At 43.7% G+C, this 26268-nt stretch carries 22 protein-coding genes and 4 tRNA genes; 14 read left to right on the forward strand and 12 right to left on the reverse strand.

Annotation, left to right across the window (positions count from 1 at the left end; translation table 11 throughout):
- Window positions 1-112: 112 nt before the first annotated feature.
- From CXF60_RS03875 to CXF60_RS03920, 10 genes are all read left to right on the forward strand, one after another.
- A complete protein-coding gene (locus tag CXF60_RS03875) occupies window positions 113-2083 on the forward strand; it encodes a tetratricopeptide repeat protein (protein WP_102090870.1) in 1971 nt (656 codons plus the stop codon).
- 190 nt (window positions 2084-2273) lie between these two features.
- Window positions 2274-2906: a lipoprotein insertase outer membrane protein LolB gene (gene lolB / locus CXF60_RS03880; RefSeq protein ID WP_102090871.1), complete on the forward strand. Its 633-nt coding sequence runs from the start codon at window positions 2274-2276 to the stop codon at window positions 2904-2906.
- A 90-nt stretch (window positions 2907-2996) separates the two neighbouring features.
- Window positions 2997-3962 carry a 4-(cytidine 5'-diphospho)-2-C-methyl-D-erythritol kinase gene (ispE, locus tag CXF60_RS03885; RefSeq protein ID WP_102090872.1) on the forward strand — a complete coding sequence of 322 codons (966 nt, stop codon included), beginning with the start codon at window positions 2997-2999 and terminating at the stop codon, window positions 3960-3962.
- 167 nt (window positions 3963-4129) lie between these two features.
- A tRNA-Gln gene (locus CXF60_RS03890) sits at window positions 4130-4205 on the forward strand.
- Window positions 4206-4445: 240 nt separating this feature from the next.
- Window positions 4446-4521: transfer RNA gene (locus tag CXF60_RS03895), tRNA-Gln, on the forward strand.
- Window positions 4522-4630: 109 nt separating this feature from the next.
- Entirely contained in the window at window positions 4631-5578 is a 948-nt protein-coding gene (locus CXF60_RS03900; RefSeq protein ID WP_057758042.1) for a ribose-phosphate pyrophosphokinase, read from the forward strand.
- A 421-nt stretch (window positions 5579-5999) separates the two neighbouring features.
- Complete coding sequence (locus CXF60_RS03905; protein ID WP_057758040.1) at window positions 6000-6680, forward strand: 50S ribosomal protein L25/general stress protein Ctc; 681 nt, start codon at window positions 6000-6002, stop codon at window positions 6678-6680.
- A gap of 175 nt (window positions 6681-6855) precedes the next feature.
- Complete coding sequence (gene pth, locus CXF60_RS03910; protein WP_102090873.1) at window positions 6856-7437, forward strand: aminoacyl-tRNA hydrolase; 582 nt, start codon at window positions 6856-6858, stop codon at window positions 7435-7437.
- A 100-nt stretch (window positions 7438-7537) separates the two neighbouring features.
- Window positions 7538-7918: an aspartate 1-decarboxylase gene (panD, locus tag CXF60_RS03915; RefSeq protein ID WP_010196068.1), complete on the forward strand. Its 381-nt coding sequence runs from the start codon at window positions 7538-7540 to the stop codon at window positions 7916-7918.
- Window positions 7919-8106: 188 nt separating this feature from the next.
- Entirely contained in the window at window positions 8107-9132 is a 1026-nt protein-coding gene (locus tag CXF60_RS03920; protein WP_102090874.1) for a calcium/sodium antiporter, read from the forward strand.
- A 97-nt stretch (window positions 9133-9229) separates the two neighbouring features.
- Here CXF60_RS03920 and CXF60_RS03925 read toward each other — a convergent pair whose 3' ends face one another.
- The 3 genes from CXF60_RS03925 to CXF60_RS03935 all read right to left on the reverse strand — a co-directional run bounded on the left by CXF60_RS03925 (window position 9230) and on the right by CXF60_RS03935 (window position 10563).
- Window positions 9230-9892, reverse strand: a complete 663-nt coding sequence (locus tag CXF60_RS03925; protein WP_102090875.1) for an RDD family protein — start codon at window positions 9890-9892, stop codon at window positions 9230-9232.
- Between the two features lie 323 nt (window positions 9893-10215).
- A tRNA-Arg gene (locus CXF60_RS03930) sits at window positions 10216-10292 on the reverse strand.
- A gap of 181 nt (window positions 10293-10473) precedes the next feature.
- Window positions 10474-10563 (reverse strand) — tRNA-Ser (locus CXF60_RS03935).
- Between the two features lie 351 nt (window positions 10564-10914).
- Here CXF60_RS03935 and CXF60_RS03940 point away from each other — a divergent pair.
- Window positions 10915-11709 (forward strand): hydroxymethylpyrimidine/phosphomethylpyrimidine kinase, encoded by a 795-nt coding sequence (locus CXF60_RS03940; RefSeq protein ID WP_102090876.1) that lies wholly within the window; start codon window positions 10915-10917, stop codon window positions 11707-11709.
- 103 nt (window positions 11710-11812) lie between these two features.
- Here CXF60_RS03940 and CXF60_RS03945 read toward each other — a convergent pair whose 3' ends face one another.
- The 5 genes from CXF60_RS03945 to ppx form a co-directional block, all read right to left on the reverse strand.
- Window positions 11813-12382, reverse strand: coding sequence for a YggT family protein (locus tag CXF60_RS03945; RefSeq protein WP_102090877.1), 570 nt, complete (start codon window positions 12380-12382; stop codon window positions 11813-11815).
- 119 nt (window positions 12383-12501) lie between these two features.
- Window positions 12502-13335: a pyrroline-5-carboxylate reductase gene (gene proC, locus CXF60_RS03950; protein WP_102090878.1), complete on the reverse strand. Its 834-nt coding sequence runs from the start codon at window positions 13333-13335 to the stop codon at window positions 12502-12504.
- A 177-nt stretch (window positions 13336-13512) separates the two neighbouring features.
- On the reverse strand, window positions 13513-15084 hold the full coding sequence (tilS, locus tag CXF60_RS03955; protein ID WP_102090879.1) for a tRNA lysidine(34) synthetase TilS: 1572 nt from the start codon (window positions 15082-15084) through the stop codon (window positions 13513-13515).
- A gap of 190 nt (window positions 15085-15274) precedes the next feature.
- Window positions 15275-16078 carry an acetyl-CoA carboxylase carboxyltransferase subunit alpha gene (locus tag CXF60_RS03960; RefSeq protein WP_102078709.1) on the reverse strand — a complete coding sequence of 268 codons (804 nt, stop codon included), beginning with the start codon at window positions 16076-16078 and terminating at the stop codon, window positions 15275-15277.
- Between the two features lie 177 nt (window positions 16079-16255).
- Window positions 16256-17821: an exopolyphosphatase gene (gene ppx, locus CXF60_RS03965; RefSeq protein WP_102090880.1), complete on the reverse strand. Its 1566-nt coding sequence runs from the start codon at window positions 17819-17821 to the stop codon at window positions 16256-16258.
- Between the two features lie 460 nt (window positions 17822-18281).
- On the opposite strand from ppx, the gene CXF60_RS03970 reads away from it, so the two are divergent.
- On the forward strand, window positions 18282-18617 hold the full coding sequence (locus CXF60_RS03970; protein WP_228707039.1) for an Mpo1-like protein: 336 nt from the start codon (window positions 18282-18284) through the stop codon (window positions 18615-18617).
- Window positions 18618-18778: 161 nt separating this feature from the next.
- Here CXF60_RS03970 and hemL read toward each other — a convergent pair whose 3' ends face one another.
- Both hemL and CXF60_RS03980 read right to left on the reverse strand, forming a co-directional pair.
- Window positions 18779-20080 carry a glutamate-1-semialdehyde 2,1-aminomutase gene (hemL, locus tag CXF60_RS03975; RefSeq protein WP_102090882.1) on the reverse strand — a complete coding sequence of 434 codons (1302 nt, stop codon included), beginning with the start codon at window positions 20078-20080 and terminating at the stop codon, window positions 18779-18781.
- 103 nt (window positions 20081-20183) lie between these two features.
- A complete protein-coding gene (locus tag CXF60_RS03980) occupies window positions 20184-20537 on the reverse strand; it encodes a zinc ribbon domain-containing protein YjdM (RefSeq protein WP_057758016.1) in 354 nt (117 codons plus the stop codon).
- A 299-nt stretch (window positions 20538-20836) separates the two neighbouring features.
- Between CXF60_RS03980 and CXF60_RS03985 the strand changes: the two genes are divergently transcribed.
- Together CXF60_RS03985 and CXF60_RS03990 are read left to right on the forward strand one after the other, a co-directional pair.
- On the forward strand, window positions 20837-21589 hold the full coding sequence (locus tag CXF60_RS03985; RefSeq protein ID WP_102090883.1) for a CAF17-like 4Fe-4S cluster assembly/insertion protein YgfZ: 753 nt from the start codon (window positions 20837-20839) through the stop codon (window positions 21587-21589).
- 91 nt (window positions 21590-21680) lie between these two features.
- Window positions 21681-23006: a D-amino acid dehydrogenase gene (locus tag CXF60_RS03990; RefSeq protein WP_102090916.1), complete on the forward strand. Its 1326-nt coding sequence runs from the start codon at window positions 21681-21683 to the stop codon at window positions 23004-23006.
- A 91-nt stretch (window positions 23007-23097) separates the two neighbouring features.
- Here CXF60_RS03990 and CXF60_RS03995 read toward each other — a convergent pair whose 3' ends face one another.
- Complete coding sequence (locus CXF60_RS03995; protein WP_102090884.1) at window positions 23098-25296, reverse strand: molybdopterin oxidoreductase family protein; 2199 nt, start codon at window positions 25294-25296, stop codon at window positions 23098-23100.
- A gap of 63 nt (window positions 25297-25359) precedes the next feature.
- Entirely contained in the window at window positions 25360-26058 is a 699-nt protein-coding gene (locus tag CXF60_RS04000) for a TetR/AcrR family transcriptional regulator (RefSeq protein WP_180958084.1), read from the reverse strand.
- Window positions 26059-26268: the final 210 nt, after the last annotated feature.

Below are 26268 nucleotides of genomic sequence, written 5' to 3' on the forward strand. Positions count from 1 at the left end.
GTCTACTCTTATAATGTTCGTCATGGGTACATATTGCCAATATTTAACTTAAAATGATTAAAACAAACTTGCCTTATCTGTGTAGGTAAACCATGGGCGAATACGGCTATCTATGATTTTTTTTGGGTCATTACTTCGGTCACCACATCCCTATAGCGAATACTCTAGCTTCCGTGCTTTGTTGCATGTTGCTATTGAGCGCCTGTGTCAACGATACAAGCTAGCGTTGTCTCTAGCTGTGTGCCTGTGTTTGGCAGCCCCTGTTCATGCTAGCCATCCCGATGTATTGCTAGAAGCAAAAATCCCTAAGGTATCCGTTGCTACCGATAATAAGGCAGCTAACAATAAGGTAACTGCCAATAAGCCAAATGGCAATAAAGTAAATGATAGTAGTGCTGCGATTGATACACCTTATAATGAAGATACGCTCACCATAGAGAACGTAAAAAACATTAATGGCCTAGCACCAGCCAGTCTATGGCAGCCTGAGCTTAGTGAACCAAGCTTGTACGCTCTACTGGATGCCGAGTTTGCTGCCGATCGCGATGACAAACGACGTGCGGTCTCTATTTATAAGCAACAGTCTTTTAAAGAAGATGCGACAGCGGTGTTTGAGAGAGCGCTTAGCCTGTCTTTGCGTAACGAAAGGGTTGAAGACTCATTACAGTTTGCCAAGACATGGCAGGACCAAAACCCTGACCATGTGCCTGCGTGGTTTTATGTCGCGCATTTAGCCTTACGTGCCCACGACTATATATTAGCGGGTGAAACGTTAAACCGCATCTTGCGCTATGATCCACGCGCAGACTTAAGCGAAATCCTCATAGGTATTTACCCAAATAATGATGATGACAAACGCGAGCTGCTTGCCGCGTTGCAGCCATTAGATAGCGAGCAAAATGCCTCATTATCTGTATTAAAAGCGGGTTTACTCTATCAGTTTAACGAACCTGAAGTGGCTATCGTTCATATCAATCGAGCGCTAGAGCGTCAGCCAGACTACGTGCCCTTCATTACGTTAAAAGCCGATATATTGCGTAAAATAGTGACCGCAGAAACCGTCATCAATTATGTCAGTCAAGCTCGTCTACGCAACCCTGATAGCAAAAGCTTATATTTATATGAGATTCGCTATCTATTAGATTTAAAGCAAAGCGAACAAGCTTGGAAGTTACTACTTGAAGCGCATAGCCGTTTCAATGATGATTCTGAGATTACGCTGCTCGCAGCTTTAGTAAGCCTAGATATTGAAGAGTACGCTAGTGCCGATGAGCTACTCAATATGCTTGCTAAGAGTCCAGCTTATCTTGATCAAGCCTACTATTATCTAGGTATCAGTGCTGAGCGTCAGCAGTTGTTCGATCAAGCCAAATACTATCTCAATGGCGTCATGCAAGAGGATTTGGTATTAGAAGCGCGTAGAAAGGTAGTAGCGTTTGAATTACTCGATAACGACGTCGATGGAGCAATCGCGACTTTAGAAAAGCTGCGCAAAGACTTCACAGTATTCGCGCCTGACACTTTTGTCATGCAAGCCGATATCTTGTGGCAACAAAACGAATCGGATGAAGCACTGCGCTTACTAACTCGTGCCGCTCGTAAATATCCTGATAATGAGATGCTACTTTTCGCGCGGGCTCAGCTGTTAGATGATAAAAAAGACTATGTCGTTAAGCGCACCCTGCTCAACCATTTGCAGGCTTTAGATCCTAGCAATTTATCCTATCAGTTGAGCTATGCACAGTTGTTACTGGCAAATGAGCGCAGCTCAGAGCAAGGTCTGGCGCTAGCTACCGCAATTATTCAGATTCGCTATGATGACCCACGTTATGATAACGACCTACATCTGCAAGCCTTGAATGTCTTGGCAGGCAATGCATTGGCCAAAGAGAACTATCAGCAGGTTATCGACTATCTACAGACACCTTATGATGTGCTGCCAACTCTGCGCTCAGGCACGCTGTTATTGCGCGCCTATCAAGGCTTAGGTAATAATGACAAAGTTGAGGCATTACTCGCCGATTTGCAGCAGCGCTTCTCATTTGGACAGCATAATATCAATGACCGCATACAGCTGTATTAATAGCGCTAATTTTGGATATACTCTTTGGGCTTTGCAAACATAGAGATATGATAATTGATAAGGTTCTTGTAAAACCGAAGCATTTATAAATTACAAGGTCGTTATAAGAAGCTAACAGCCATGCATAACCGAGCAACAAATAACGCTTAAGCTAATATCTTTGTTCATCTTTCCATTTTGAGAAACTATTATGTCAGCATTAATCACTTCTTATAAACCAAATAAATTAGCTTTGTTTACTGCTATAACTGCAGCCATGGTCATAACCTCTGGTTGTCAGTCATTAAAAACGGCCAACGCGACCAACCAACCAACGACCACTGTACAAGGTCAAAATGCTGAACAACCAAAAAAGCTAGAGAGCTTCAATATCACCGGTAAAATTGGGGTAACGACGCCTGCGAGTGATTCGACCGGTACCCAAGGTGGTAGTGCATTTTATGCATGGGGTCAGCAAAATGACCGATTTGCCATTGAATTAATTGGCGCACTCGGTATTGGTAAAACCAACATTGAATATAATGGTCAAACCGCTACTCTAGTCAGCGAAAAGACAGGTACATTGACCGCTGACGATCCTGAAACCTTGCTAAAGAAAGCCACTGGTTGGCAAGCACCAATTTCACAAATGCCTTACTGGATTTCTGGTCGCCCAGCACCTTCAGATAGTGCGCCACAAATGGATGATCAAAACCGTTTAGTTAGCTCAGTCAATGGTGAGTGGACAGCCAGCTTTACTTATAAAGGTACAGATAAGCTACCTAGTAAAATTAGTGCCGTACAACCACAAGGCAACAAAGTTGTAATGACGATTAACCATTAATCTATCCTTCATTAACAACAGAAAGCCTGCTAAAAACCATCATTGCTAATTAAGATAGCTGTTTATAACTGCACCGTATGATAAAAAAATATGACTGAAAATATAGCCGAACCATCTGTTTCTATGATTACTCGTTTATCATCTGCAAAACTCAATCTATTTTTGCACATCACTGGTAAACGAGCCGATGGCTATCATAATTTGCAAACGGTATTTCGCCTACTTGACTGGGGCGATTACTTGCATTTTTCGGTTAGCAACGATGTCGTAATTTCTACTATAGCTAGTGAATTAAGCGCTAATCAACTCTGTCATCAGCTACTGATATTAGATGGTGCAGAGGCTATCACTATTAGTATAGAAGACAATTTAATTTTCAAAGCGGCACGCGCATTGCTAGCATCTGCCATACAGTCAAACACTTTACCTGAGCAGTTAGCAAAAGTGCATATCACTTTAGATAAGCATTTGCCAATGGGCGCGGGTCTAGGTGGTGGCTCATCTAATGCAGCAACGACTATGCTAGTGCTCAATGAGATTTGGCAGCTTAATTTTACTTGTGATGAGCTTATAAAGATTGGCGCGACTGTAGGTGCAGATGTACCGATATTTATATTTGGCCAAGACGCTATTGCGATGGGTATTGGTGAAGAGTTAACTGCCATTGACCTACCTGACCAGCAGTATTTAATCTTAACGCCTAACGCTCATGTCAATACCGCTACCTTATTTGCGCATCCCAAACTACAGCGAGATATCGCGCCCCTATCGGTTGCAACTATCCAAAACCAATACGCTGACTATGTACAAACGCTCACTACGCCCTATCATAATGTCTTTACCCCAGTCGTCACAAGCCTCGCTTCTGCTGTTGCAGATGCCTTAAGTTATCTACAGGGGTTAGAAGCGCAAGCATTGAGCACAGCACGAATGACTGGCTCTGGTAGTGCCGTGTTTTTACCTCTAGATGCGAGTGTGGCTACTAACAAAAAACTTGTGGCGAAGTGGATTGCAGATGCGCCTTGTGCGGCATATATCGTTGGAAACTTAAAATAGCACATATAACCTTTAGATTTCTTATCATCTAAATAATGACAACGGTAGGATTGCCTATTTTAATTTGCTAAAATAGCGCCAGCAGTAACCTATGATGAATAAATACCAGAAAAAGCCGCAAATGACTTGCAAAATCTGAAAATTTACTTATAATAGGTCGCCACAATAGGGGTATAGCCAAGTTGGTAAGGCATCAGGTTTTGATCCTGACATCCGTTGGTTCGAGTCCAGCTACCCCTGCCATTTTTTAGTACGAAGCGTTAGAGAGACATCGAGTATAAGCGGTTTATAGACAGCCACTTATCTTATTGTCATTGACAACGTTATCCCAGTTTCGGTATAGTTCGCAATGGACACCGCTAGGGAAAAGTTATGTTTTAAACGGTTTATCCGTTTTTTAGATAACTGACAGGTCATGACACTATATTGAGAACGACTACTTAGTCGCTATTATATATCAGTTGTTCATAGCCTAGACATTACAGGGGTATAGCCAAGTTGGTAAGGCATCAGGTTTTGATCCTGACATCCGTTGGTTCGAGTCCAGCTACCCCTGCCATTTTTTACTGTAATAGTATACTTCAATACCTTCACCACTCTTTTCTTAATTTGAGCAGTTTGACACTGCTTAGCGGTCGCTGCTTGAGTCAATCAATAGGACTTCTGTCATGCCTTATTTGGCGATTTTTACGGGTAATGCCCACCCAGAATTAGCAAAAACCGTAGCCGATCATCTTCACATACCTCTTGGTAAAGCTGACATCACGCGTTTTTCTGATGGCGAAATTGCCGTGGAAATCAAAGAACACGTACGTGGTAAAGATGTGTTTATCATGCAGCCTACTTGTGCACCGACCAACGACAACTTGATGGAAATCATGATGATGGCTGACGCTTTGCGTCGCTCTAGTGCTGGCCGTATCACAGCTGTCATGCCTTATTTTGGTTATGCTCGTCAGGATCGTCGTCCACGCTCAGCTCGTGTACCTATCTCGGCTAAAGTGGTCGCTGACATGCTAAACATCGTTAGTATCGATCGCGTAATGACTGTTGATTTGCACTCAGATCAGATTCAGGGTTTCTTTGATATTCCTGTAGATAATATCTACGGCACACCTGTATTGCTAAACGACCTACAAAAGCAAGACTATGACAATATCATGGTTGTTTCACCTGACGTAGGCGGCGTGGTTCGTGCACGTGCGATGGCTAAGCAGTTAGGCGATACCGACATGGCAATTATTGATAAGCGCCGTGCTCGTGCCAATGAGTCGCAAGTCATGCATATCATTGGTGATGTTCGTGACCGTGATTGCGTTATCGTTGACGATATGGTCGATACTGCAGGTACATTGTGTAAAGCTGCCGAAGCATTGAAAGAAAATGGTGCACGTCGCGTCTTGGCTTACATCACGCACCCTGTCCTATCAGGTAACGCACTGAAAAACATCAGCGAATCTGCATTGGATGAAGTGGTTGTGACCGATACGATTCCATTATCTGCTGAAGCCAAAGCTTGTAGCAAAATCCGTCAGGTAAGTATTGCACCGATGCTTGCTGAAAGCTTACGCCGTATCAATAACGAAGAATCTATTAGCGCGATGTTTGACGCTTAATTTGATACAGTTATTTTTAAAACAGCCATTGCGTTAATTTTGAATAGCAATGACTGTCATAAGACATCTTAAATAGTTAAAAAACAGAGCGTCAAGTATCCTTACTTGGCGCTTTGTTTTGTGTAGGCGTTTTACGTAGGTCTTTATTATTGCTACAGAATCACGTATAATGCGCGCCTGTGCTGACCTTTTCGTTGTTTTTATTAGGCTGGCACTATCAAAAGTGCTGATCATGCTTAACAGCAACCATCGTTATGGTAATTATCGTAGCGAGCGCTGCTATAAGCAAATGGCTAAGCTTAGACATTACGAGGTTTATTCGTAACCATAATATTAGCTATCATCACGTATTAGTGGATTGGTCGCAAATCCACTTTTTTATGACCAGACACTTCATCATTTTTTTTATAGGATTATATCCATGAGCATTAATCATTTTGAACTAAACGCCGTTGATCGTGCTGCTGAACTACAAGGTAAAGGTGCGAGCCGCCGCCTACGTAAGCAGAACCTAGTTCCTGCTATCATTTATGGTGGTAACGAAGAGCCAACAGCTATCTCTATCAAGCTTAACGAACTAGTAAAATCACTAGAATTCGAAGCGTTTTTCTCACACATCTTGACTATCAACGTTGACGGTGAAGAGCATCAAGCAGTTATCAAAGACTTGCAGCGCCATCCAGCTAAAGGCTTCCCAATGCATGCTGATTTCCAGCGCATTGTAAAAGGTCAGAAAATTCACATGAACGTTCCTGTTCATTTCACTGGTCGTGAAGATGCGCCTGGTACTGCTGCTGCTGGTGTACTATCTACTCTAGTATCTGATATCGAAGTTATCTGCTTACCATCACAACTTCCTGAATACCTAGAAGTAGATGTGTCTGGCATGGAAATCGGTGATTTGTTCCGTCTATCAGACATCAAACTTCCTGAAGGCGTTGTTATCCATGAGCTTGAGCTAGAAGACGGTCATGACCGTACTATCGTTAACATGCAGCCACCAACAGTAGAAGAAGTTGATGCTGATGCTGACGTTGATGCTGATGAAGTACCAGCAACTGAGCAAAACGACGGTACTGAAGAAAACAAAGACAGCGAGTAATAACTGTTTCTAACTAGTGCATTATTTTGTGCTGGTTAGTGATACATTCGTTTAGTCAATAAGACAGCAGGTGATTAAAATCTCCTGCTGTTTTTGTAAGTAAGGTTTGAAAATAAACTGTCTATCAGTACCTCAAACCTTACCCCTATTTATCAAATTCAAGCAGGGTGTTTTTATGGCCATAAAGCTTATTGTCGGTCTTGGTAATCCTGGTCAGCAGTATATGTTTACGCGTCATAATGCAGGATTTTGGTTTGTCCATCATTTGGCTCAGCAGTTTAATATCACGCTCTCCCCTGATAAGAAATTTCATGGAGTAACAGGGCGTGGGCAGATTCATGGGTCTGATGTGCGTCTACTTATGCCGCTGACGTTTATGAATAAATCTGGTCAGTCAGTGGTGCCTATGGTAAATTTCTATGGCATCAAAAATGATGAATTGTTGATTGCTCATGATGAGCTCGATATTCCAGCTGGTAGTATCAAACTCAAAACAGACGGTGGACATGGTGGTCACAACGGCCTACGTGATATCACACCGCATATTGGCCATGATTTTCATCGCCTGCGTGTGGGTATCGGCCATCCTGGTCACAAGTCTAAAGTTAGTGGACACGTTCTCTCTAAAGCATCTCCTGATGAGCAGATTGCGATTGATAGCGCGCTGACAGCTGCTTTTGAGGCGCTCCCATTATTGTTAGATGGTGATGTCGAAAAAGCACGTTCACAAATTAATGGCTTTAAATTGCCAGAATAATATAATCGTTCAATGATAATGACCTTTTATTTTGGCAGTTGTATCCCCATTAACCTTTTGATTTAGTTAATTAATATCAGTTACGCCAAGGAACTAACCTATGCTACTTAATATGCTTAAATGCAAATTACACCGTGCCCGTGTTACCCATGCTGAGCTTCACTATGAAGGCTCTTGCGGTATCGACGGCGATCTATTAGATCTTGCTGGTCTACGCGAAAACGAATCTATTGATATCTACAACGTGACCAACGGTAAGCGCTTTCGCACCTATGCTATCCGTGCTGAGGCGGGCTCTGGTATTATCTCATTAAATGGTGCTGCTGCACATATGGCAGATTTAGGCGATATCGTTATCATTTGTGCGTATGCACACTTTGATGAAGTTGAAGCGTCAACGTATCAGCCAAAACTGGTCTATTGCAACGAAGACAACACTGTAAAAGACACTGCAAACATTATTCCTGTACAAGTTGCTTAATATGACAGGATGGTGAGGTTTTGGTAAATTTAAGATAAACACAAAGTTACATCTTTGAATTAGCTGCTATTATTACTAAAAATCTCGATGCTAAAGGGAAAGCTGAATCTTCATTTTGATTCAGCTTTTTTTATGCCACTTTTATCTATCAAATTCACATTTTTTATCATATACAAGGAAACATACTGATGTGGTTGGCCGCGCTTGCAATACTGATTGGGTTAGCAATTTTAGTTTGGAGTGCCGATGTCTTTATTGATGGGGCGACAGCACTAGCAAAGAAGTTTAGTGTGCCTAGCTTCTTAATTGGTGTCTTAATATTGGGTATAGGCACGTCAGCGCCTGAGATGGTGGTATCAGTACTAGCAGCGATAGAAGGCAGCCCTGAGCTGGCTCTAGGTAACGCTTATGGCTCGAATATCATCAACATCGCATTGGTACTCGGTGCAACCGTATTGATTAGCCCTATTATCATCCGTAGAGGCATCGTAAAGCGCGACTTGCCCTTACTGCTGCTAATTACTGTCATCGCCGCTTGGCAGCTACGTGATGGGACATTGAGCCAAGCTGATGGTATCGTATTGTTGATTTTGTTGGTCGCCGTTTTAGGACTACAGATCATAATGAGTATACGCGAAGGCTATCATGAGCACGAAGACGATATGGTCGTGGCTAATGCTGACTCAGAGCACTCAAACAACTTAGAGCACTTAGATAACTCAGAGAGCTTAGAAAAGCTAGAACCAAGCGTAACGCGTGGTCTTGTGAGTTTAATTATCGGTATGCTGATGCTCGTAGCTAGCTCACGTGCTATCGTTTGGGGTGCTGTCGAGTTGGCAACACTATGGGGGCTCAGTGAGCTTATCATTGGTCTAACGATTGTCGCCGTTGGGACCTCATTACCTGAACTGGTATCGAGCTTGTCAGCTGCCCGTAAAGGCGAACATGATATGGCGCTCGGCAATATCATCGGCTCTAATATCTTCAATACTTTGGCAGTTGTCGGCTTAGCAACGGTCATTGCTCCTATAGCCGCCGACCCAGTGATTCTGTCGCGTGATGTGATGGCAATGGGAGTCTTGACGATATTGCTAGTGACACTATGCGTGTTTGCCTTTAAAACAAAGCGCCAATTCGGTCGTACGTCAGGTGCTACGTTGGTGCTGTTCTTTATGGGCTACACCGCATGGCTGATTCAAAGCGTTAGTATGTAACTGTTTAGGCTAAACCAGCTGAGCAGTGCTACAACTAAATTATTACGTCGATAAGAGTTACTAGTTCAATAAAAATTGTTACGTCAATAAAATCAGACTACGGTTTTTTCTTACGATTTTTAAAACCGCGCCATAGCCCTTCATGTGCCACTTTTGGCATTTTTAGGGTAATGGTGTTGGACAGCATGTCTTGTACTGCCAAACCGCGAGGGTTGAACAGGCAAAACACATAGTTGAATACCAAACCAAGAAACGCGCTGGCCAATAAGGCGGCGCGTGATCCATCAATAAGACTGCCAATAATGCCGAAAATCAGCGGCATCAAACAAGCGGCCAAGATACGCTTAAACGATTGTCCCCACGTTAGCCATTGACCTGCATCATTAATCGTTTTTAATCGCCACGTCTGCATACCCAATGTCTGACCACCACGGCGCCAAAATATCCCATAGAATGCCACGAGCGTCAGTACAAATGATGGCGTCATAATAGCATTCTGATACCAGAGCGGCAGTGACTGAGCTTGTGAGGATTCAGTACCCGTCTCCATAGTCAACAGTGTACCCACCACAGTCAATATAGTACCGACCAAAAACAGTAAGGCCAAAATCAGCATACCATCATAGAGAATCGCCACGACACGAATCATGGGCTTAGCGATGGTTGGCTCTTCGTTAGGATCTTGCTGTACAGGCGCACTCAGTTGAGGCTTTGATTTGCGAGTCGTTTTTGACGGACGTTTAGATGGATTTTTTGACATGGTACAAGCTCATAGCAAGCAGTGAATAGTAACGCTATTGTACCGTAAATGGTGGGGCTATCGTACATTATCCTAGATGACTATCTAACATCGTAGATGGCCTAAAATCGTAGATGGCTGTCCAATATCATAGATTGCTCTCCAATATCGTAGATTGCTTTCTAATATTATTAGTTGGCTATCCAATCATGCTACATACAAGAGATGGTCGAAGAATAAATAAGTAGAAGGGTGAAAGTTACAGACATAAAAAAACCGCCAATTGTCATAAGACAGGCGATTATTTTAATGTTTTATCAGCTTAAATTAAGCTATTATGCAAATGGTGCGCCTGGAGAGATTCGAACTCCCGACCCCTTAGTTCGTAGCCAAGTGCTCTATCCAACTGAGCTACAGGCGCGTATTTTGCACTTTATCCACTGCGCAGATAATATCTTTTGCAGTAAATTAGGTTGGTCATTATATAGATAATATCGCTTGTGTCAACATCTTTTTTAATTAAAACAAATTATTTTTTGAATTAATTATTAAAATGTTTAACGCAGTATATTGCGTTATTACTCTAATAACAACTGAATAAATGGCGGTGAAGGAGGGATTCGAACCCTCGATACGCTTACACGTATGGTTCCTTAGCAGGGAACTGGTTTCAGCCACTCACCCACTTCACCTAACGATTCAAGACATTTATAAAATTTCTATAAACATAGTATTGATGCTAACAATACGTCTCATGTCGTGGGCGAGTATTATAACAAAGCCAAAACGAATTGCAAGCGTTGTCTACAGATTTAATGCGGCTTTTATCAAAATTATAGATATAAGTACTTATATTGCATTTTTATACGGAAAATTGCGGCATATCATCGCTAAATATAACAACTAAACTGCTTATTAATATTAGGTCTACTCATTCTACCGTCTTATGTCCCATCCATAAGCATAAGACTATGATAGATTTTTTAGTAGTAGGTGGCTATAGTATTTATCACTTACTTCAAAATATCTCAAAAGGAGCTGTTATGCGACCTGTCGTACTGTGTTTTTCAGGATTAGACCCTTCAGGCGGTGCTGGATTACAAGCGGATATCGAGGCCATTGGACAGTCAGGGGCACATGCAGCCATCGCGTGTACAGCGGTCACTATCCAGAGCTCACAGCAGGTATTTGGCTTTGAGGCTTGTGCGGCATCATTGGTAAAAGCTCAAGCTACTGCGGTGCTTGATGACTTGCCTGTTAGTGCTATCAAATCAGGTATGCTCGGTACCACTGATAATATCGCAATGTTGACCAAACTATTTGCTGATCAAGTTATCGATAACAACACGCCATTTGTCTTAGACCCTGTACTAGTTGCAAATAGCGGTGGCAGCTTGGGCGATGAGAAAACACTGGTTAGCGCCTTTAGACAACTGCTGCCCTACGCCAATTTAATCACTCCAAATACTCATGAACTACGAGCGCTTAGCGGTGAGCAAGACTTGCATATTGGTGCGAAAAAGCTATGTGCTCAAGGCGCTCATGCGGTATTAGTAAAGACCTCACATGATTTTGATAGTGGTGATATAGAGCAGTACTTATATATACAGGGCGAAATGGTCCATAAAAGCACCTTGCCGCGCTTAGACGGTGAGTTCCATGGCTCAGGATGTTCACTTGCCAGCTTTATCGCTGGACGCTTGGCAATGGGCGATGCTCTTATCGATGCGGTAAAAGCGGCTGACAGTTGGATTACCCAAACATTGCGGGCAGCTGATGCACCGCATCCTGATGATACTCAAGCTCAGCTCATACCAAATCGCTTTGTTCGTTTTTAGCATATCTAACAAGCCATAGCTTACCCAAGTAGCAGACGCAAAAAAGGCGCTCTATATTTTTATAGAACGCCTTTTTTATGACAGTTTTTACATTTAATTAGGTTTAACCCAAGGTTGGCAACACACTCGCGGCCAAACCACCGATGAATATCTCCAGCAAATAAAATGCTAAGAAAGCAACCATTGGCGATAAATCGAGCATACCTAAATTCGGCGTGATACGACGAAACGGGGCCAAAATAGGCTCAGCCAAATTAATGATAATGCTAATAATCGGATGCTCAGATCTGGTAAACACCACAATCCAGCTAACGATGATAGAACCAATCACCAAGTAGCGGCACATGCGTAAAAAGTCTAATAATAAGCTAGTCGTACCCGTAAAGAATAGCGGTACAGGGGCAATACCTTTATGCGTTAATGCGGCCTTTCCAGAGATATCGATTAGACGAATCAAAAACATCAACACGATAGCGGCAATGCTAATACGACCCTGTGCGACAGTCGGGAAAATGCGCCCAAATACATCGACGATATGCGTTGCTTTATAAGCAGGTGCAATCATCGGATTGCTCGCATCCATTCCTGCAAACTGCAACATAAAACGAATAAACACCAGCATCATAGCGAATGTGGTGACCAAATCAAAAATTTGAAATAACATGTTGTTCATGAAGTGCTACTCAATGTGACATTATTAACAGATTCTAGGATGACAAATGTCATTATCAGATGCTGATGATTACATAAGGTGTGTCGTCAGTGGTGACTCACAACACACCTTGTCAGTGTTTACTTGCTCATTTCTTCACTTAACGCTTGGCTACGACCATAGCAAGCTTGCATGGCCTCGCCGATTTGACGACCAATCTCATTGGCTTGCATTGACTCAACCGCTGCTTGAGTAGTACCGTTCGGTGAAGTGACTTTACGGCGTAACTCAGCTGGTGCATCATCACTATTCATCGCCATTTTTGCAGCACCTAACATGGTCTGCATAGCAAGCGCTGAGGCTTGTTCTTTATCTAGTCCTAATGCAACTGCCCCATCGACCATCGATTCAATGAAGTAAAACATATACGCTGGCGCTGAACCTGATACGGCTGTAACGGCATGCATATGCTCTTCGTCATCGACCCACATGACCAAACCTGATGCTTCCATAACGGCTGTTGCTAGCTGCTTCTGTTCCGCTGAGATATTGTCTGTACCGTAGAGGCCAGTCGCGCCCATCTGAATCATAGAAGGCGTGTTTGGCATTGCACGGACGATATTGCTATAGCCGCCCAACATGTTTGATAAAAGATCAGTCGACAAGCCTGCCGCCACTGAAATGACCAATTGATTGTCTAGCACATCAGCAAAAGCACTTACCACTACTTTCATCATTTGTGGTTTGACTGCTAGCACCACGATATCCGCACCGATCACAGCAGACTTTGGATCAGCCATTGGATCAACAGTATTTAGACCTTTGGCGGCTAATTGCTCACGTGCATCGCTGCTAGGATCGGCGACCGTGATTAGATTTGGTTTGATGCCGCAACCCACAAGCCCGCTAATGAGCGCTTGTGCCATGTTTCCGCCACCAATAAAACTGATTTTTTTATTATCTAATACCGACATACTTGTCTCCTAGTCACAAAATTCAAAGGTATTCAACTTAACATACTGATATGTAAAACGACACTCAGTTTATCATACTGCCACTATTACCGTTTGATAAATTCAAAATGTCACGCCTGACATCAACCTGATAAAAATCAATGAGTCAGCCAACGGATATTAAACTTTTAACGCTTTCTATTTTAGACTAAGCTCACTTGCAATGTACTCAGCCAATTGATTGCTTTTAGCATCGCTATCGGTATCGTTACCCCTCTGCTCAGAACTCAAGAGCCAACTCTCAAATGGTGATGCTAGTAACAGAGGAATATCAGTTTGTATGTCGCTTCCATCTTCAGATTTTTTTGTAAGGGTATTGCTGACTACTATTAAGCTTCCTCGTAGCCATAATGGAATCCCAAGGGTTTGATACAGCTTTTTGCCTGCTTGTGGGCGCGCAGCCATCTCGGTCTTTAACCGTTGCTCACGGTTTAATGGCACTATTTTTAACACTATCTGTTGTGCTACACCGTCCACACTATTATTTAACAATCGTACCAGCGAATCTGTTTTCACTTGCAACTGCCAAATATAACGATCACTGCTACGTATGGTGAGTGATGTTAAATTATTAGCTGAATGACTAAATAAATTATTAGATAAAGTCAGCATTTGCTCGGTCAGCGGTACATTTAGCCAAGATAGCCACCCGCTACTCATACGATAGAGCTGCTGACGATAGCGGCGAATGGTATAAGATGCCTTACGACCTTGCCAAAACAGTTCTGTCTGATGATCTTGGTCGTCACGTTGGCTGAGAGTTAGCACATCATCGACGAGTTGCTTAGCAGGTGGTAACGGCTCATCTTGACCCAACCAATAGTGCAATAGTTGCCGCTGACGATACATGGGTAGCTGTTGCAACGCATTGATATTTAGCACGCGCTGTGCGGGTAAAAGTTGCAGGTCTATATTTTCTGTCTGCTGCATATCCTGCATAGCTTGAGCATTGACTGTTTCCTGTGCATCACTTAACAGCTGAGCGCTGCGAGCAATATTATCAATAACATTAGGATTGTATGTAGCCAGTATTGGCATGATATCGCAGCGTAGCCCACTACGTACGTTGTCGCCGCTGTCATTGGTAGGATCATCTATATAAGGCAGCTCTAAGCGCTTGGCGTAGGCGCTAATAGTGGCTCGTCGTATCGTGAGCCAAGGTCGCCACAGGATATTGTACTGTACGCCCTGTGTTTGCACTCGCCATGGCTGCATACCAGAGAGACCATTGACTCCAGCGCCTTGAATAAGCCGCATCAATACGGTTTCAGCTTGGTCGTCAGCATGATGGCCCAATAGCAAAACATCACCTTGATTGATATGTGCGCGCATTACCTCATAGCGAGCTTGCCGTGCTGCCTGTTCATCATGACCGTTTACTTGCGCACGTAATATATAACACGGTATTTTTTGAGCCTCTGCCCAATCAGCGACATGGGCTGCCCAAGCGCTACTGTCTGCTTGTAATCCATGATCGACATGTAACAGCTGCGGCAGACATGGCAATCTACCTTGTCGATAGAGCTGCACACACAGCGCCGCAAGTGCCAATGAATCACGCCCACCACTACATGCCAGCCAAAGACGACGACCATGCAACTGATCACTATACTCAGACATACTGTTCAATAAGGCGGTTTCTAGTGTCTTATCAACTGGCAAATCAGCAATTGGTTTAACGGGATGCGAGATGATTGCGCTGCTGGTCATATTCAGCCTTATTTTTAGTTACGTTAGGTGCTTTATGTTAGGTGCTGTACATAGCAACAGTAATAGTAACAGCCAAAAAAAAACGCGCCATTAAATGACACGTTTTTATTTTAGCACTAAGACTCAGACTCTAATATTAAAAGCCACGCATTTGTGACGTTTAATATTAGGTTGGTACAGTATTAGCCAACTAGGCAGGCAACATCACTTCTGAATTGAAAGACTTTAGCTTTTCATAACGTAGCTCACAACGCTCTTGAGGATCTAAGTCTTTAATTTCATCGAGCTGTTCAGTGATTAATGCTTTTAAGGCATTCATCACAGGTTGTGGCTGTACATGTGCGCCCTCGCCCTCTTCGATAACAGCGTCAATCAAACCCATTTGATAGAGGTTAATGGCGTTTAATTTTAATGCTTCACTAGCATCTTGTGCTTTTTCAGCGGTTTTCCAAAGGATAGAAGCACAGCCTTCTGGCGAAATCACTGAGTAAATACTGTTTTGTAGCATGTTTACTTTGTCACCAACGCCAATCGCTAATGCTCCGCCTGAGCCACCTTCACCAATGATAGTCACAATCACAGGCACTTTCAGACTAGAGAACACAGCGATGCTTTCTGCAATCGCTTGTGCTTGTCCGCGCTCTTCTGCACCGATACCAGGATATGCGCCTTGGGTATCGACAAAGGTCATCACAGGAATGTTAAAGCGCTCGGCCATTTTGACCAAACGAATCACTTTGCGATAGCCTTCAGGATTGGCCATACCAAAGTTATGAGCAATACGCTCACGGGTGCTACGACCACGATGCTGACCAATCACCATCACAGGCTGACCATCAAAACGTGCAAGACCACCCAAAATGGCTTTGTCATCGGCAAAAGCACGGTCGCCATGCAACTCGTCAAATTCGGTAAAAAGCTGATTAACATAGTCCATAAATAATGGACGCTTGGCGTGTCGTGCAAGCTGCACACTATCCCAGACAGTGCTCATAGACGCTTCCCTTTAATAATTATACTTAATGTATTTATGTTTAAGAATAATATCGTTATCCGTATTCAGATAATGAAAGTACAGTTGTAAACTCAATAGGAGCTATAGTAGCACATCTTAAATAGCATGACATTATCGACAACGCCGCTTTTGTTACGTTAATCTTTAACTCAATACTTACAATGGTAACTGCTCAACCTCTGGAGTCTCGGCCTCTTGAGCTTCAATCACACTAAGCTGTACGCCCCATTTGGCAAACTGGTCAATCTCAGTACGCAAATCTGCGAGCAAGAAAGCATAATGCTCACTGCTATCCGCTAAGGTGATTTGCCAACTGTTTTCAGCGACTACCTTTAGTTCTAACTCTGGTAGCGCGTAATCACTGCGGCTATGATGTGCCAGTACGGCGAGGCGCAACAGTAAGCAAAGGTAAACCAACTGATCCCCACCAATCTGACAAGTCTGCTCTAGCATATCGGCTTTGAGCTTGCGGCGATGGTTAAGCATCAGCTGCGCCATGCGTTTTTGATCGACTTGCGAAAACCCTGGAATATCAGAGTATTCAAGCAAATACGCGCTGTGCTTGTGATAGCTACTGTGACTGATTGCCAGTCCTATCTCATGTAAGAAAGCAGCACGTCTGAGCAAGTCGCAATCATCATTGGACAGCGCAAGCTTATCTTTTACTTGTTCAAATAAATGACGGCTGGTTTTTACCACTTGCTTGGCTTGCTTTTTGTCCCCTGAATAACGCTTGATTAATGCCAATACACTGCGGTCACGCACATCTTCGCTAGCAAAGCGTCCGAGCATATCGTACATAACACCTTCACGTAACGCACCATCTGAGTAGGTAATGGTCTCAACACCCAGCACTTTCATTACTGCACGCAGTACTGCCACGCCAGCAGGAAATACGGCTTTACGATGTTCTTTGACACCTTCTAACTCAATATCATCGATATTGCCAATCTTGATCAGCAATTTCTCTAATTTTTTAACACCTTTATAAGTGATGCGCTCTTGCTCATCGGCCCAACCTTTGGACACTAGAACATTGCGTACCGCTTTGATTGTACCGCTTGAGCCAACCACACTGCTCCAGCCTGTCTTTTGGTAGCGACCATTAATCGCTAAGACTTCTTTACGTGCACCTGAAATCGCACTATTAAAAGCTTCTTTTGTGGTCAGACCGTCCGCGAAGAATTTTTGGGTAAAAGAAACACAGCCCATTTGTAAACTTTCAGTCAATAATGGATCGAAATTTTGACCAATAATGAACTCTGTCGAACCGCCGCCAATATCCATAACCAAGCGCTTATCACTACTCTCGTTGGTATGCGAGACGCCCAAATAAATTAATCGCGCTTCTTCACGGCCCGCGATAATCTCAATAGGTTTCGGCAGAATTTTATTGGCACGGGAAATAAAGTCGTTGGCGTTTTTGGCTTGACGCAGCGCATTGGTCGCGACCACACGAATCCGCTCTGGCGGTACTGAATCCAAGCGCGCCACAAAGCGGCTTAAACAATCAAGACCGCGCTGCTCAGCGGCTGCGCTTAGAATATTATTTTCGTCCAAACCGGCGGCGAGCTGTACCTTTTCAGACATCGAGACTACTTTTCGCACTTCCCCATGGTCAAGACGAGCAATAGCTAAATGGAAACTGTTGGAACCAATATCGATGGCTGCCATCATTTCATCATCGCCAATTGGCGGATTCGTAAGGTAGTCAATAGGCATAGGACAAGTCGTCACCGTGTTAGAGAGAGTGGATAGTTTACCAAAATCACGTGCTATATAGTTATAAAATCACATGTATAGAAAAAAATCATAACCACAAAAATCAGGGCAATTTTGTCATTAAAGCATTTATGCCAAACACTCGCAAGCGATGCAAAACTGTAGCGGGAACATCGACGACCATCCTATAAGTTGACAGGTATCGGCTCAGCATCTAGCGCTTGTGTTACTCATATCGGTTTGCTACATTGAAAGCCATCAATATCATGATAAAAAACCGTTATTTACAGAATTTTTATCCGTATAATTTACTTCACAAGCCACCAACTAATCGGTTAGAAATCATCTGCAATTAATAGTTATCAACCTCACCAGCAAGGAAGCTAGTCACATGAATCAGACCACTACAAAAGACGCTACCCAAAATACTGAGACCCCTATCAGTAGCACTAAAAAAGACATGGTAAAAACTGAAAATTCGCCCAAACAGGCATTTTATGATTTTTACTTAGATGAGCATCAAAACATGGCCTGTCGCCGTCTACATTTCGCAGGCAGTAGCTTTGGCTTATTAGGACTGGCAAAGTCTGTCAAAACTGGCTCAGCCAAACCTTTGGTAAAGGGCATCGCTGCTGGATATGCCTGTGCATGGGTTGGACACTTTTTCTTTGAAAAGAACAAACCCGCTTCTTTTAAATTTCCATTGAAAAGCTTTGTCAGCGATTTTCGTATGTATAGCGATGTGCTACGAGGCAATCTGAGCTTGAGAGATCGCAAGTTTGATAAAGTACGATAACGTTTAGTCGTCGTATAAATTAAATGACAAACTTTATATTCTTCCTAACATGATTATAAATAAGATATCGATAAACAAAAAAACCAGCAGAGATCACGGGATGACCTTGCTGGTTTTTTAAGCTTTAACTTTTTAGTTAGCTAATAACTTACATGGCTAAACTATGCTTTTGCCATTTCTGCAAATATCTCATCAGCCGCTTTGATTGACACATCAATATCTTCATCGCTATGCTTGATTGACATAAAGCCTGCTTCATAAGCAGACGGTGCCAAGTAAATACCGCGATCTAGCATACCGTGGAAGAAAGTATTGAATACGTCCATATCGCACTCTGTCACGTCATCGAAGTTCTCTGGTGTTTCGGTTGCACTGTCTTTAACAAAGAACATACCAAACATGCCGCCCAGCTTATTGGTACGTAAATGAATACCATGTTTGTCAGCTGCTGCTTGGAAACCGTCTACTAGGCGATCAACTTTCGCTGCTAACTCGTCGTAAAAACCTTCTGCGGTTAAGTCCTCAAACATAGCGATACCAGCGCGCATCGCTAGTGGGTTACCTGATAACGTGCCAGCTTGATAGACGCCGCCAAGTGGCGCGATGCAAGACATGACTTCTTTTTTACCACCGAAAGCACCAACGGGTAAGCCAGCACCGATGATTTTACCGAAACAGGTCAAGTCTGGGTCAATACCGAAATGGGTTTGCGCACCGCCAAGACCAACGCGGAAGCCAGTCATCACTTCATCAAAAATTAATACCGCGCCATTAGCCGTACATTCTGCGCGCAACGTATCATGAAACTCTTGTGTTGGAATAACCATATTCATGTTGCCAGCGATAGGCTCTAAGATAACGCAGGCAATTTCTTCACCCCATTTCTCAAAACAATCTTTAATCGCTTGCGGATCATTATAAGGAATCGTGATCGTATGCTTGGCAAAGTCTGCAGGCACGCCTTTTGACGTTGGCTCACCAATATCAAGCATGCCAGAGCCTGCTTTTACTAGCAGGCTGTCTGAATGCCCATGGTAGCAACCTTCAAACTTAACGATTTTGTCACGCTGAGTATAACCACGTGCTAGACGGATCGCACTCATAGTCGCTTCGGTACCAGAGCTGGTCATACGAATCATTTCAACACTAGGTACGATGTCACAAATCTTGTCAGCAACGGTGGTTTCAAACGGCGTTGGTGTACCAAAGCTCAAACCGTCATCGGCCGCTTTTTTCACCGCATCGATGACTTTTGGGTGCGCATGACCCAAAATCATTGGTCCCCACGAGCCAACATAATCGATATAGGCGTTGTCTTCGGTATCGTAAATTTTGCTACCATTGGCACGGTGCATAAAGATTGGCGTACCACCAACCCCTGCAAAGGCGCGAACTGGCGAGTTAACACCACCTGGAATATGTTTACGTGCTTGTGCAAAGAGCTGTTCGTTTTTAGTACTCATAATTATTCTCTACTTATAGCGACATTTATAACGACAATGTTTTGTGATTGAGCGTCTATTTTATATTTGTTTATTATTGAATCTTTCAAGAAGTTTTTACAATTTAAGCTTTTTTGACCACAGAAGACTTCAGCTTCATTGGTCCGTAGCCATCAAGTTTGCAGTCGATATCATGACCGTCAGTAGCATCTGGCAACAGGCGAATACTTTTCGCTTTCGTCCCTACTTTAATCACAATTGAAGAGCCTTTGACTTTTAGATCTTTAATGACCGTCACCGCATCACCGTCCTGTAGCTCATTGCCGACAGCATCACGAATAACTGCGTCTTGGTCTTCAGCTTGCGCTGCATCAGTTTCAGCCGCCGTCCATTCATGAGCACACATAGGACATACCAGTAACGCACCATCTTCGTACGTATATTCAGCATCACATTTAGGGCAATTTGGTAAGCTCATTATTTCCTCGGCAGCCATCGTACATTAGGTTAATTATAGAGCTGATATTGTACCGTAACTCACCATCTTTAACCAATTTGTACGCTTGAAAATCAAACGCTATGCCCAATTTAACACTTAACTCATCGCTTATTGATGACGTTTTTTATGACAGGGTTTTTTGTGGTACTCTTCTTAGCCTCATTTAAATTTATGTGCACAGATACTGTCAATGATAAAAGCGCCCATATAATTTTTTATCACTTCGATTTACCCACTATATTATTACTAAGTAAGCTCTCATCAGAAGGATAATAACAATGACTCAGTCTTCAAATCTAGCAGCTGTACCGCAGTTTTCGCAATTAACTATCCAAGGCGAGGACGCCGAAAAGTTCTTGCAAGGGCAATTAACTTGTGACGTTACCAAGCTCGGGCTTAGCTATCAGGCAGCCGCCATCGGTAACCTAAAAGGTCGTATTGAGTTTGGTATCTGGATCAAAAAACAAGCAGAGAAACATTATGATGTGGTCATCAGTAGCGATTGTGCTGAGTCTTTGCAGGCGCATCTTAATAAGTACGGGGCATTTTCTAAATTTGAGACCAGTGCACCAGCAGCGGTTTATCCTTGCGTGCTATCAAATGAGCCTACTTTTAGCCATAAAGACGACCATAATACTGCTGAGGATACGCAGGCTTGGATGGCATGCAGCTTAGCTACTGGTAATTATTGGATTGTGGCCGCGACTCAAGGTGAGTTTCAACCGCAAGAGCTGCGTCTACATCAGCGCGGCGGCATGGACTATGATAAAGGCTGCTACTTAGGCCAAGAAGTCATCGCTCGTATCTACTTTAAATCTGCACCCAAAGCATTTTTGCATTATGTACAAGGCACTGGTGAGACACCAAACGCAGGTGACAAGCTCGATAAAATCCAAGTGGTAAATGCGATGAAAAATGACGATGGCTTTACCGCTTTGGTCGTGGCACGCCCTGAACAATTGGCAGAAAGCGATTTGAGCATATTGGACTTGCCAGCTGCACTACAAGTAGATGTCGCACGCCCAAAATAAAAGCACATCGAATCAGGCAAGCGACACAGCAAAGGTGACGGTCGTTCAATAAAGAGTTACCGTCATGACTAACATGAGCATAGAGAATCCTATGACACATATTGCGGTACTCGGAGCAGGCGTGGTGGGCGTGACCACCGCATGGTATCTACGTCAGGCAGGCTATGATGTGACCGTGATTGAGCGCGAGTCAGCGGCAGGTATGCAGACGTCATTTGCCAACGGCGGTCAAATATCGGTCTCACATGCCACGCCTTGGGCCAACCCTGCGACCCCGATGAAAGCGCTCAAGTGGTTATTTAAAGAGGATGCTCCGCTACTGTATCGCTTGCGTGCGGATAAAGCGCAGCTCAAATGGGCCATGCAGTTTCTGCAAGAGTGCCGCGCCGATAGAGCCGATGCCAATCTGGTGCAAATGGTGCGCTTAGGTCTATATTCAAGAGATACCTTACAACAGCTGCGCGCGGATATTGGCATCGACTATGAACAGCAAACACGCGGTATCATGCATTTTTATACCAATCAGGCAGAGTTTGATGCGGCTATCGAACCAACTGAACGCATGCAAGCGCTTGGTTGTGAGCGCCATGTGATTGATATTAATAATGCTGTCAATTTAGAGCCAGCGCTCTACCCAATTGCGCATAAGCTCACTGGGGCGACCTATACCAGTCGTGATGAGTCCGGCAATGCGCACCTATTTACCCAGCGCCTAGCACAGCGCTGCATCGACGCTGGCGTACAGTTTTTATATGATACCGAGATTTTGGCACTCAATACCGATACCGACTCTGCCCGTCCGCATGTACACAGTATTACTATCCATCCAAAAGGCGAAAACGCGCAGACCTTCACAGCTGATAGTCATGTGGTCGCGCTTGGCAGCTATAGCGTACCTCTGCTAAATCCTTTGGGAATACACGCGCCAATATTTCCAGCAAAAGGTTATTCGGCTACTTATACGGTGAATCCACGTGCGCCCCACTTAGCGCCTTTTGTCAGTTTGATTGATGATGAATTCAAACTGGTTACCTCACGACTGGGTGACAAATTACGTGTTGCTGGTACGGCTGAATTTAATGGCTACAACCTAGACTTAAATGCCACGCGCTGTAAAGCCATCACTCGGCGTGTGCAGCAATTATTTCCAAAAGGCATCATCGCAAACTCTGTGCAATATTGGACAGGACTGCGTCCGATGACCCCATCGAACGTGCCCCTTATTGGTCGCGCGCACTGCGGTCAAGTCAAACATGGCAGTCATAACGCTTCAGCCACTTTTGATAATTTATGGCTCAATACAGGGCATGGTACTTTGGGATGGACGCACTCTTGCGGCTCTGCAAAAGCCCTTAGTTTGCTAATCCAAGGCGAAACCCCTAGCGTTGATTTTGACTTTATTGGTATAAATGCTTAATAAGATAAGCGATATATTCAATTTACAAACAAAAAAGGCGCTCACTTTACGTGAACGCCTTTTTTGTTTGTCTATGAACTTGCGACTAACTTTATGCTAATGCGCCTTCTGCTACAGTCTCTGTAGCAGTAGATAAACTATCTGCATCCATATCCAATGCTTCTAATTGTACAGGCACACCATTGACTGCGGCATTACCACTCAACTGATCGATTAAGGTTTCGTCAGTCAAATCATTAACACTGACACCTGCGTGCGCTTGCGCGATCTTTTGCTTAACCCCTTTGCGGCCGTGACCAAAGCCATGCGGGATGCTGACCACTCCTGGCATCAGCTCATCCGTCACTTCTGCTGCAATGACCACACTACTCACTCGAGAAGTTACTCTGACATCTTGGCCGTCTGCAATGCCATGTTGCGCTGCCGTTTGCGGATGCAACATCAATGTACAGCGAGATTTACCTTTTACCAATCGATGGCTATTGTGCAACCATGAATTGTTACTACGTACATGACGACGACCGATTAGCACAATCTCATTACTGTTGTACTGTTGCACCATCTCTTTAACACGGGCTAAATCTGACTGATAAAAATCGACATGAAGATGAATTTGTTTATCAGCGTGTTTAATAGCCTCTGGCAACATCCGATGCAACGGACCTAAATCAATACCATGTGGGTTTTCGACCAGTGCTTCAAATGTCACGTCTTTATGAGGTCCATACTTTAGACCTTGCTCTAACAAGAACTTAGGACCAAAGGCTTTTGTCGCGGCACGTTCTTTTTGCGTTGCTTCTGGCGCATCTTTGTCTAAGCGCTCTGCCAATCCTAAATAAATCTCCCAGTCATGCTTGGTATCGTCGGTTTTATCAAACAAGGCAGGCGAATATTTGGCGACATTGTGCACGGCAAAGCCATTAAAGGTGATGTCATAATGGTCGCGCTCTAATGGCGATACAGGCGGCAGAATAATACTGGCATGGCGACTGGTCTCAGTCACAAAATAATCAAGCGAGACCATAAACTCTAACTGAGATAGTGCTTCATCCAACTTTTCACCATTTGGGGTACTCAAAACAGGATTACCAGCGACCGTAACGAATCCCTTTAACTGGCCTTCCCCTTCTACCAACATCTCATCTGCCATCGCAACCACTGGATACTCACCATTAAAATCTGGCAAGTTGCTGACGCGGCTATGACGTTTACCCAGATAGCCTGGGCCTGAGCTGTTCACAACATCGACGGCAGGATTTGGGAACATGAGTCCACCCACCTCATCTAAACGACCCGTGACAATATTGATGACCATAGATAAATATTGGCTGAGCAAACCAAACTCTTGCACCGAGATGCCCATGCGACCATAACAAACTGAGCTTTCTGCTTCACAAAACTCTTTAACGATACGTTTGATTTCAGCTGCGGTAATACCCGTGATATCTGCCACTGACTCAGGCGTATATTGTTCAGCAAACAAAGCAAGTCGATCGATCTCGGGTGCCAAGGCCGCCACTCTAGTATCGAGCTTGGCATAGCCTTGCGTATAGATTTCATTGAGCATGGCCAATAGCAGCAATACGTCCGTCGCTGGACGAATAAAGTGGTGTTCGCTGGCGATGTCTGCGGTTTCGGTACGTCTTGGATCAACCACTACCACCTTACCATCACGCGCTTTGATATCTTTTAGTTTTTGACGCATATTGGGCGCAGTCATGATACTGCCGTTAGAAGCCAACGGATTGCCACCGATGATCAGCATGTATTGTGTGTTATTGACATCAGGAACTGGAATACGCAGCATGTGACCAAACAGATGCATGCTAATAATATGATGTGGCAGCTGGTCGATAGAAGTGGCAGAAAAACGACTGCGCGTCTTTAAGCTGGTAAGCAGTTGTTTGATGGTCAACATACCGCCCATGTTATGTACGTTAGGATTACCCAAATAAACACCCAACGCATTTTGACCATACTTTTGCTGTATGGATTGAATACCTGCAGCAACTTTATCCAACGCTTCTGGCCAACTAATAGATTTCCAACCGTCTACCGTTCTCTCTACCGGCTGACGCAAACGGTCAGGATCTTCATGCAAATCTTGTAAAGCAGTGGCTTTCGGACAAATATAGCCTTGCGAAAAGGGATCGTTTTTGTCCCCTTTAATCGACAAGACTTTTTCGCCATCATGTTTGATTTCGACGCCGCACATTGCCTCGCACAATGTACAAGTTCTGAAATGCGTTTGCGCTTCGCCTAACGTTGGTGCAGCCGTGGTTGTGGCCATAGTCACTCTCCCTGTTGTGTTTTTTGTTCTAGATTTCATGACAATAATTTTTGCTTATTATCACTACTGACTAGTATTGCTTCCGTGCAAAAAATTGGCGAACAGTGCATCAAAGCTGATACTCAACGTGGCAATCGCTTGTTGCCTTGAGTAACGCTGCTGATGACAGCCTAATATCAACTCGTGTACTTGTGCCGCCGCCATATCGACGCATAGATTGACAGCACTGCGCTCGCAAGTACGATTAGATAACTGCAATCCCTGAATAAATATCTCTGTCCACTCTTCTTGTATTTCGCTGACTAGATTTCCTAGACCATTACTTAGTGAAGACTGGTTTTCTATAGTGGCGCTAAATCGCGGACGATCTTCGAGCAAGTGCTGAAACAGTGCGATATTCTCAAATGCAGAATCGAAAATCATAATCAGGCATTGTCGACATTGCTGATTAAATTGATCTTTACTCAACACATCGTAATCTTTGAGCATATTGACCCATGCCAGTCGCATCGGTGATAGATAATTGTCTTTTAGTTGGGTACTAAGCTCGTTTTGCAGCGCCTCTAGGCTCTCAAAATGATTGTAAAAACTGGGCTGTGCAATACCTGCACCTTTGGCAATTTTATTCATGCTCATGCCCTGAGCACCTTCCAAACTATACAACCGCAAGGCACTTTTTAATAACGCACGCCGAGTCTTGGCTTTCGCCAGCTCACGTTTAGATTCTACTGGGACTGTCAGATCCTGCGTTAGTACATTCAATGCAGAGGTCTTCCTATTCAATAGATAATTATATCGACACACCAGTAATTTACCTTAGGTGCTATTGTGCCAAAAAAATGTGATGATAATGGTCAATTACCGACAGCGAATATCTCAGCTATAAGGTTATAGTCATTTAAACCATATGTCTATAGCCAAACCCATAGTAGAACTCATGCTTCACAAAACAACCATTTCTAGGCCACTATC

Source organism: Psychrobacter sp. 4Bb (assembly GCF_002836735.1).
Taxonomy (GTDB): Bacteria; Pseudomonadota; Gammaproteobacteria; order Pseudomonadales; family Moraxellaceae; genus Psychrobacter.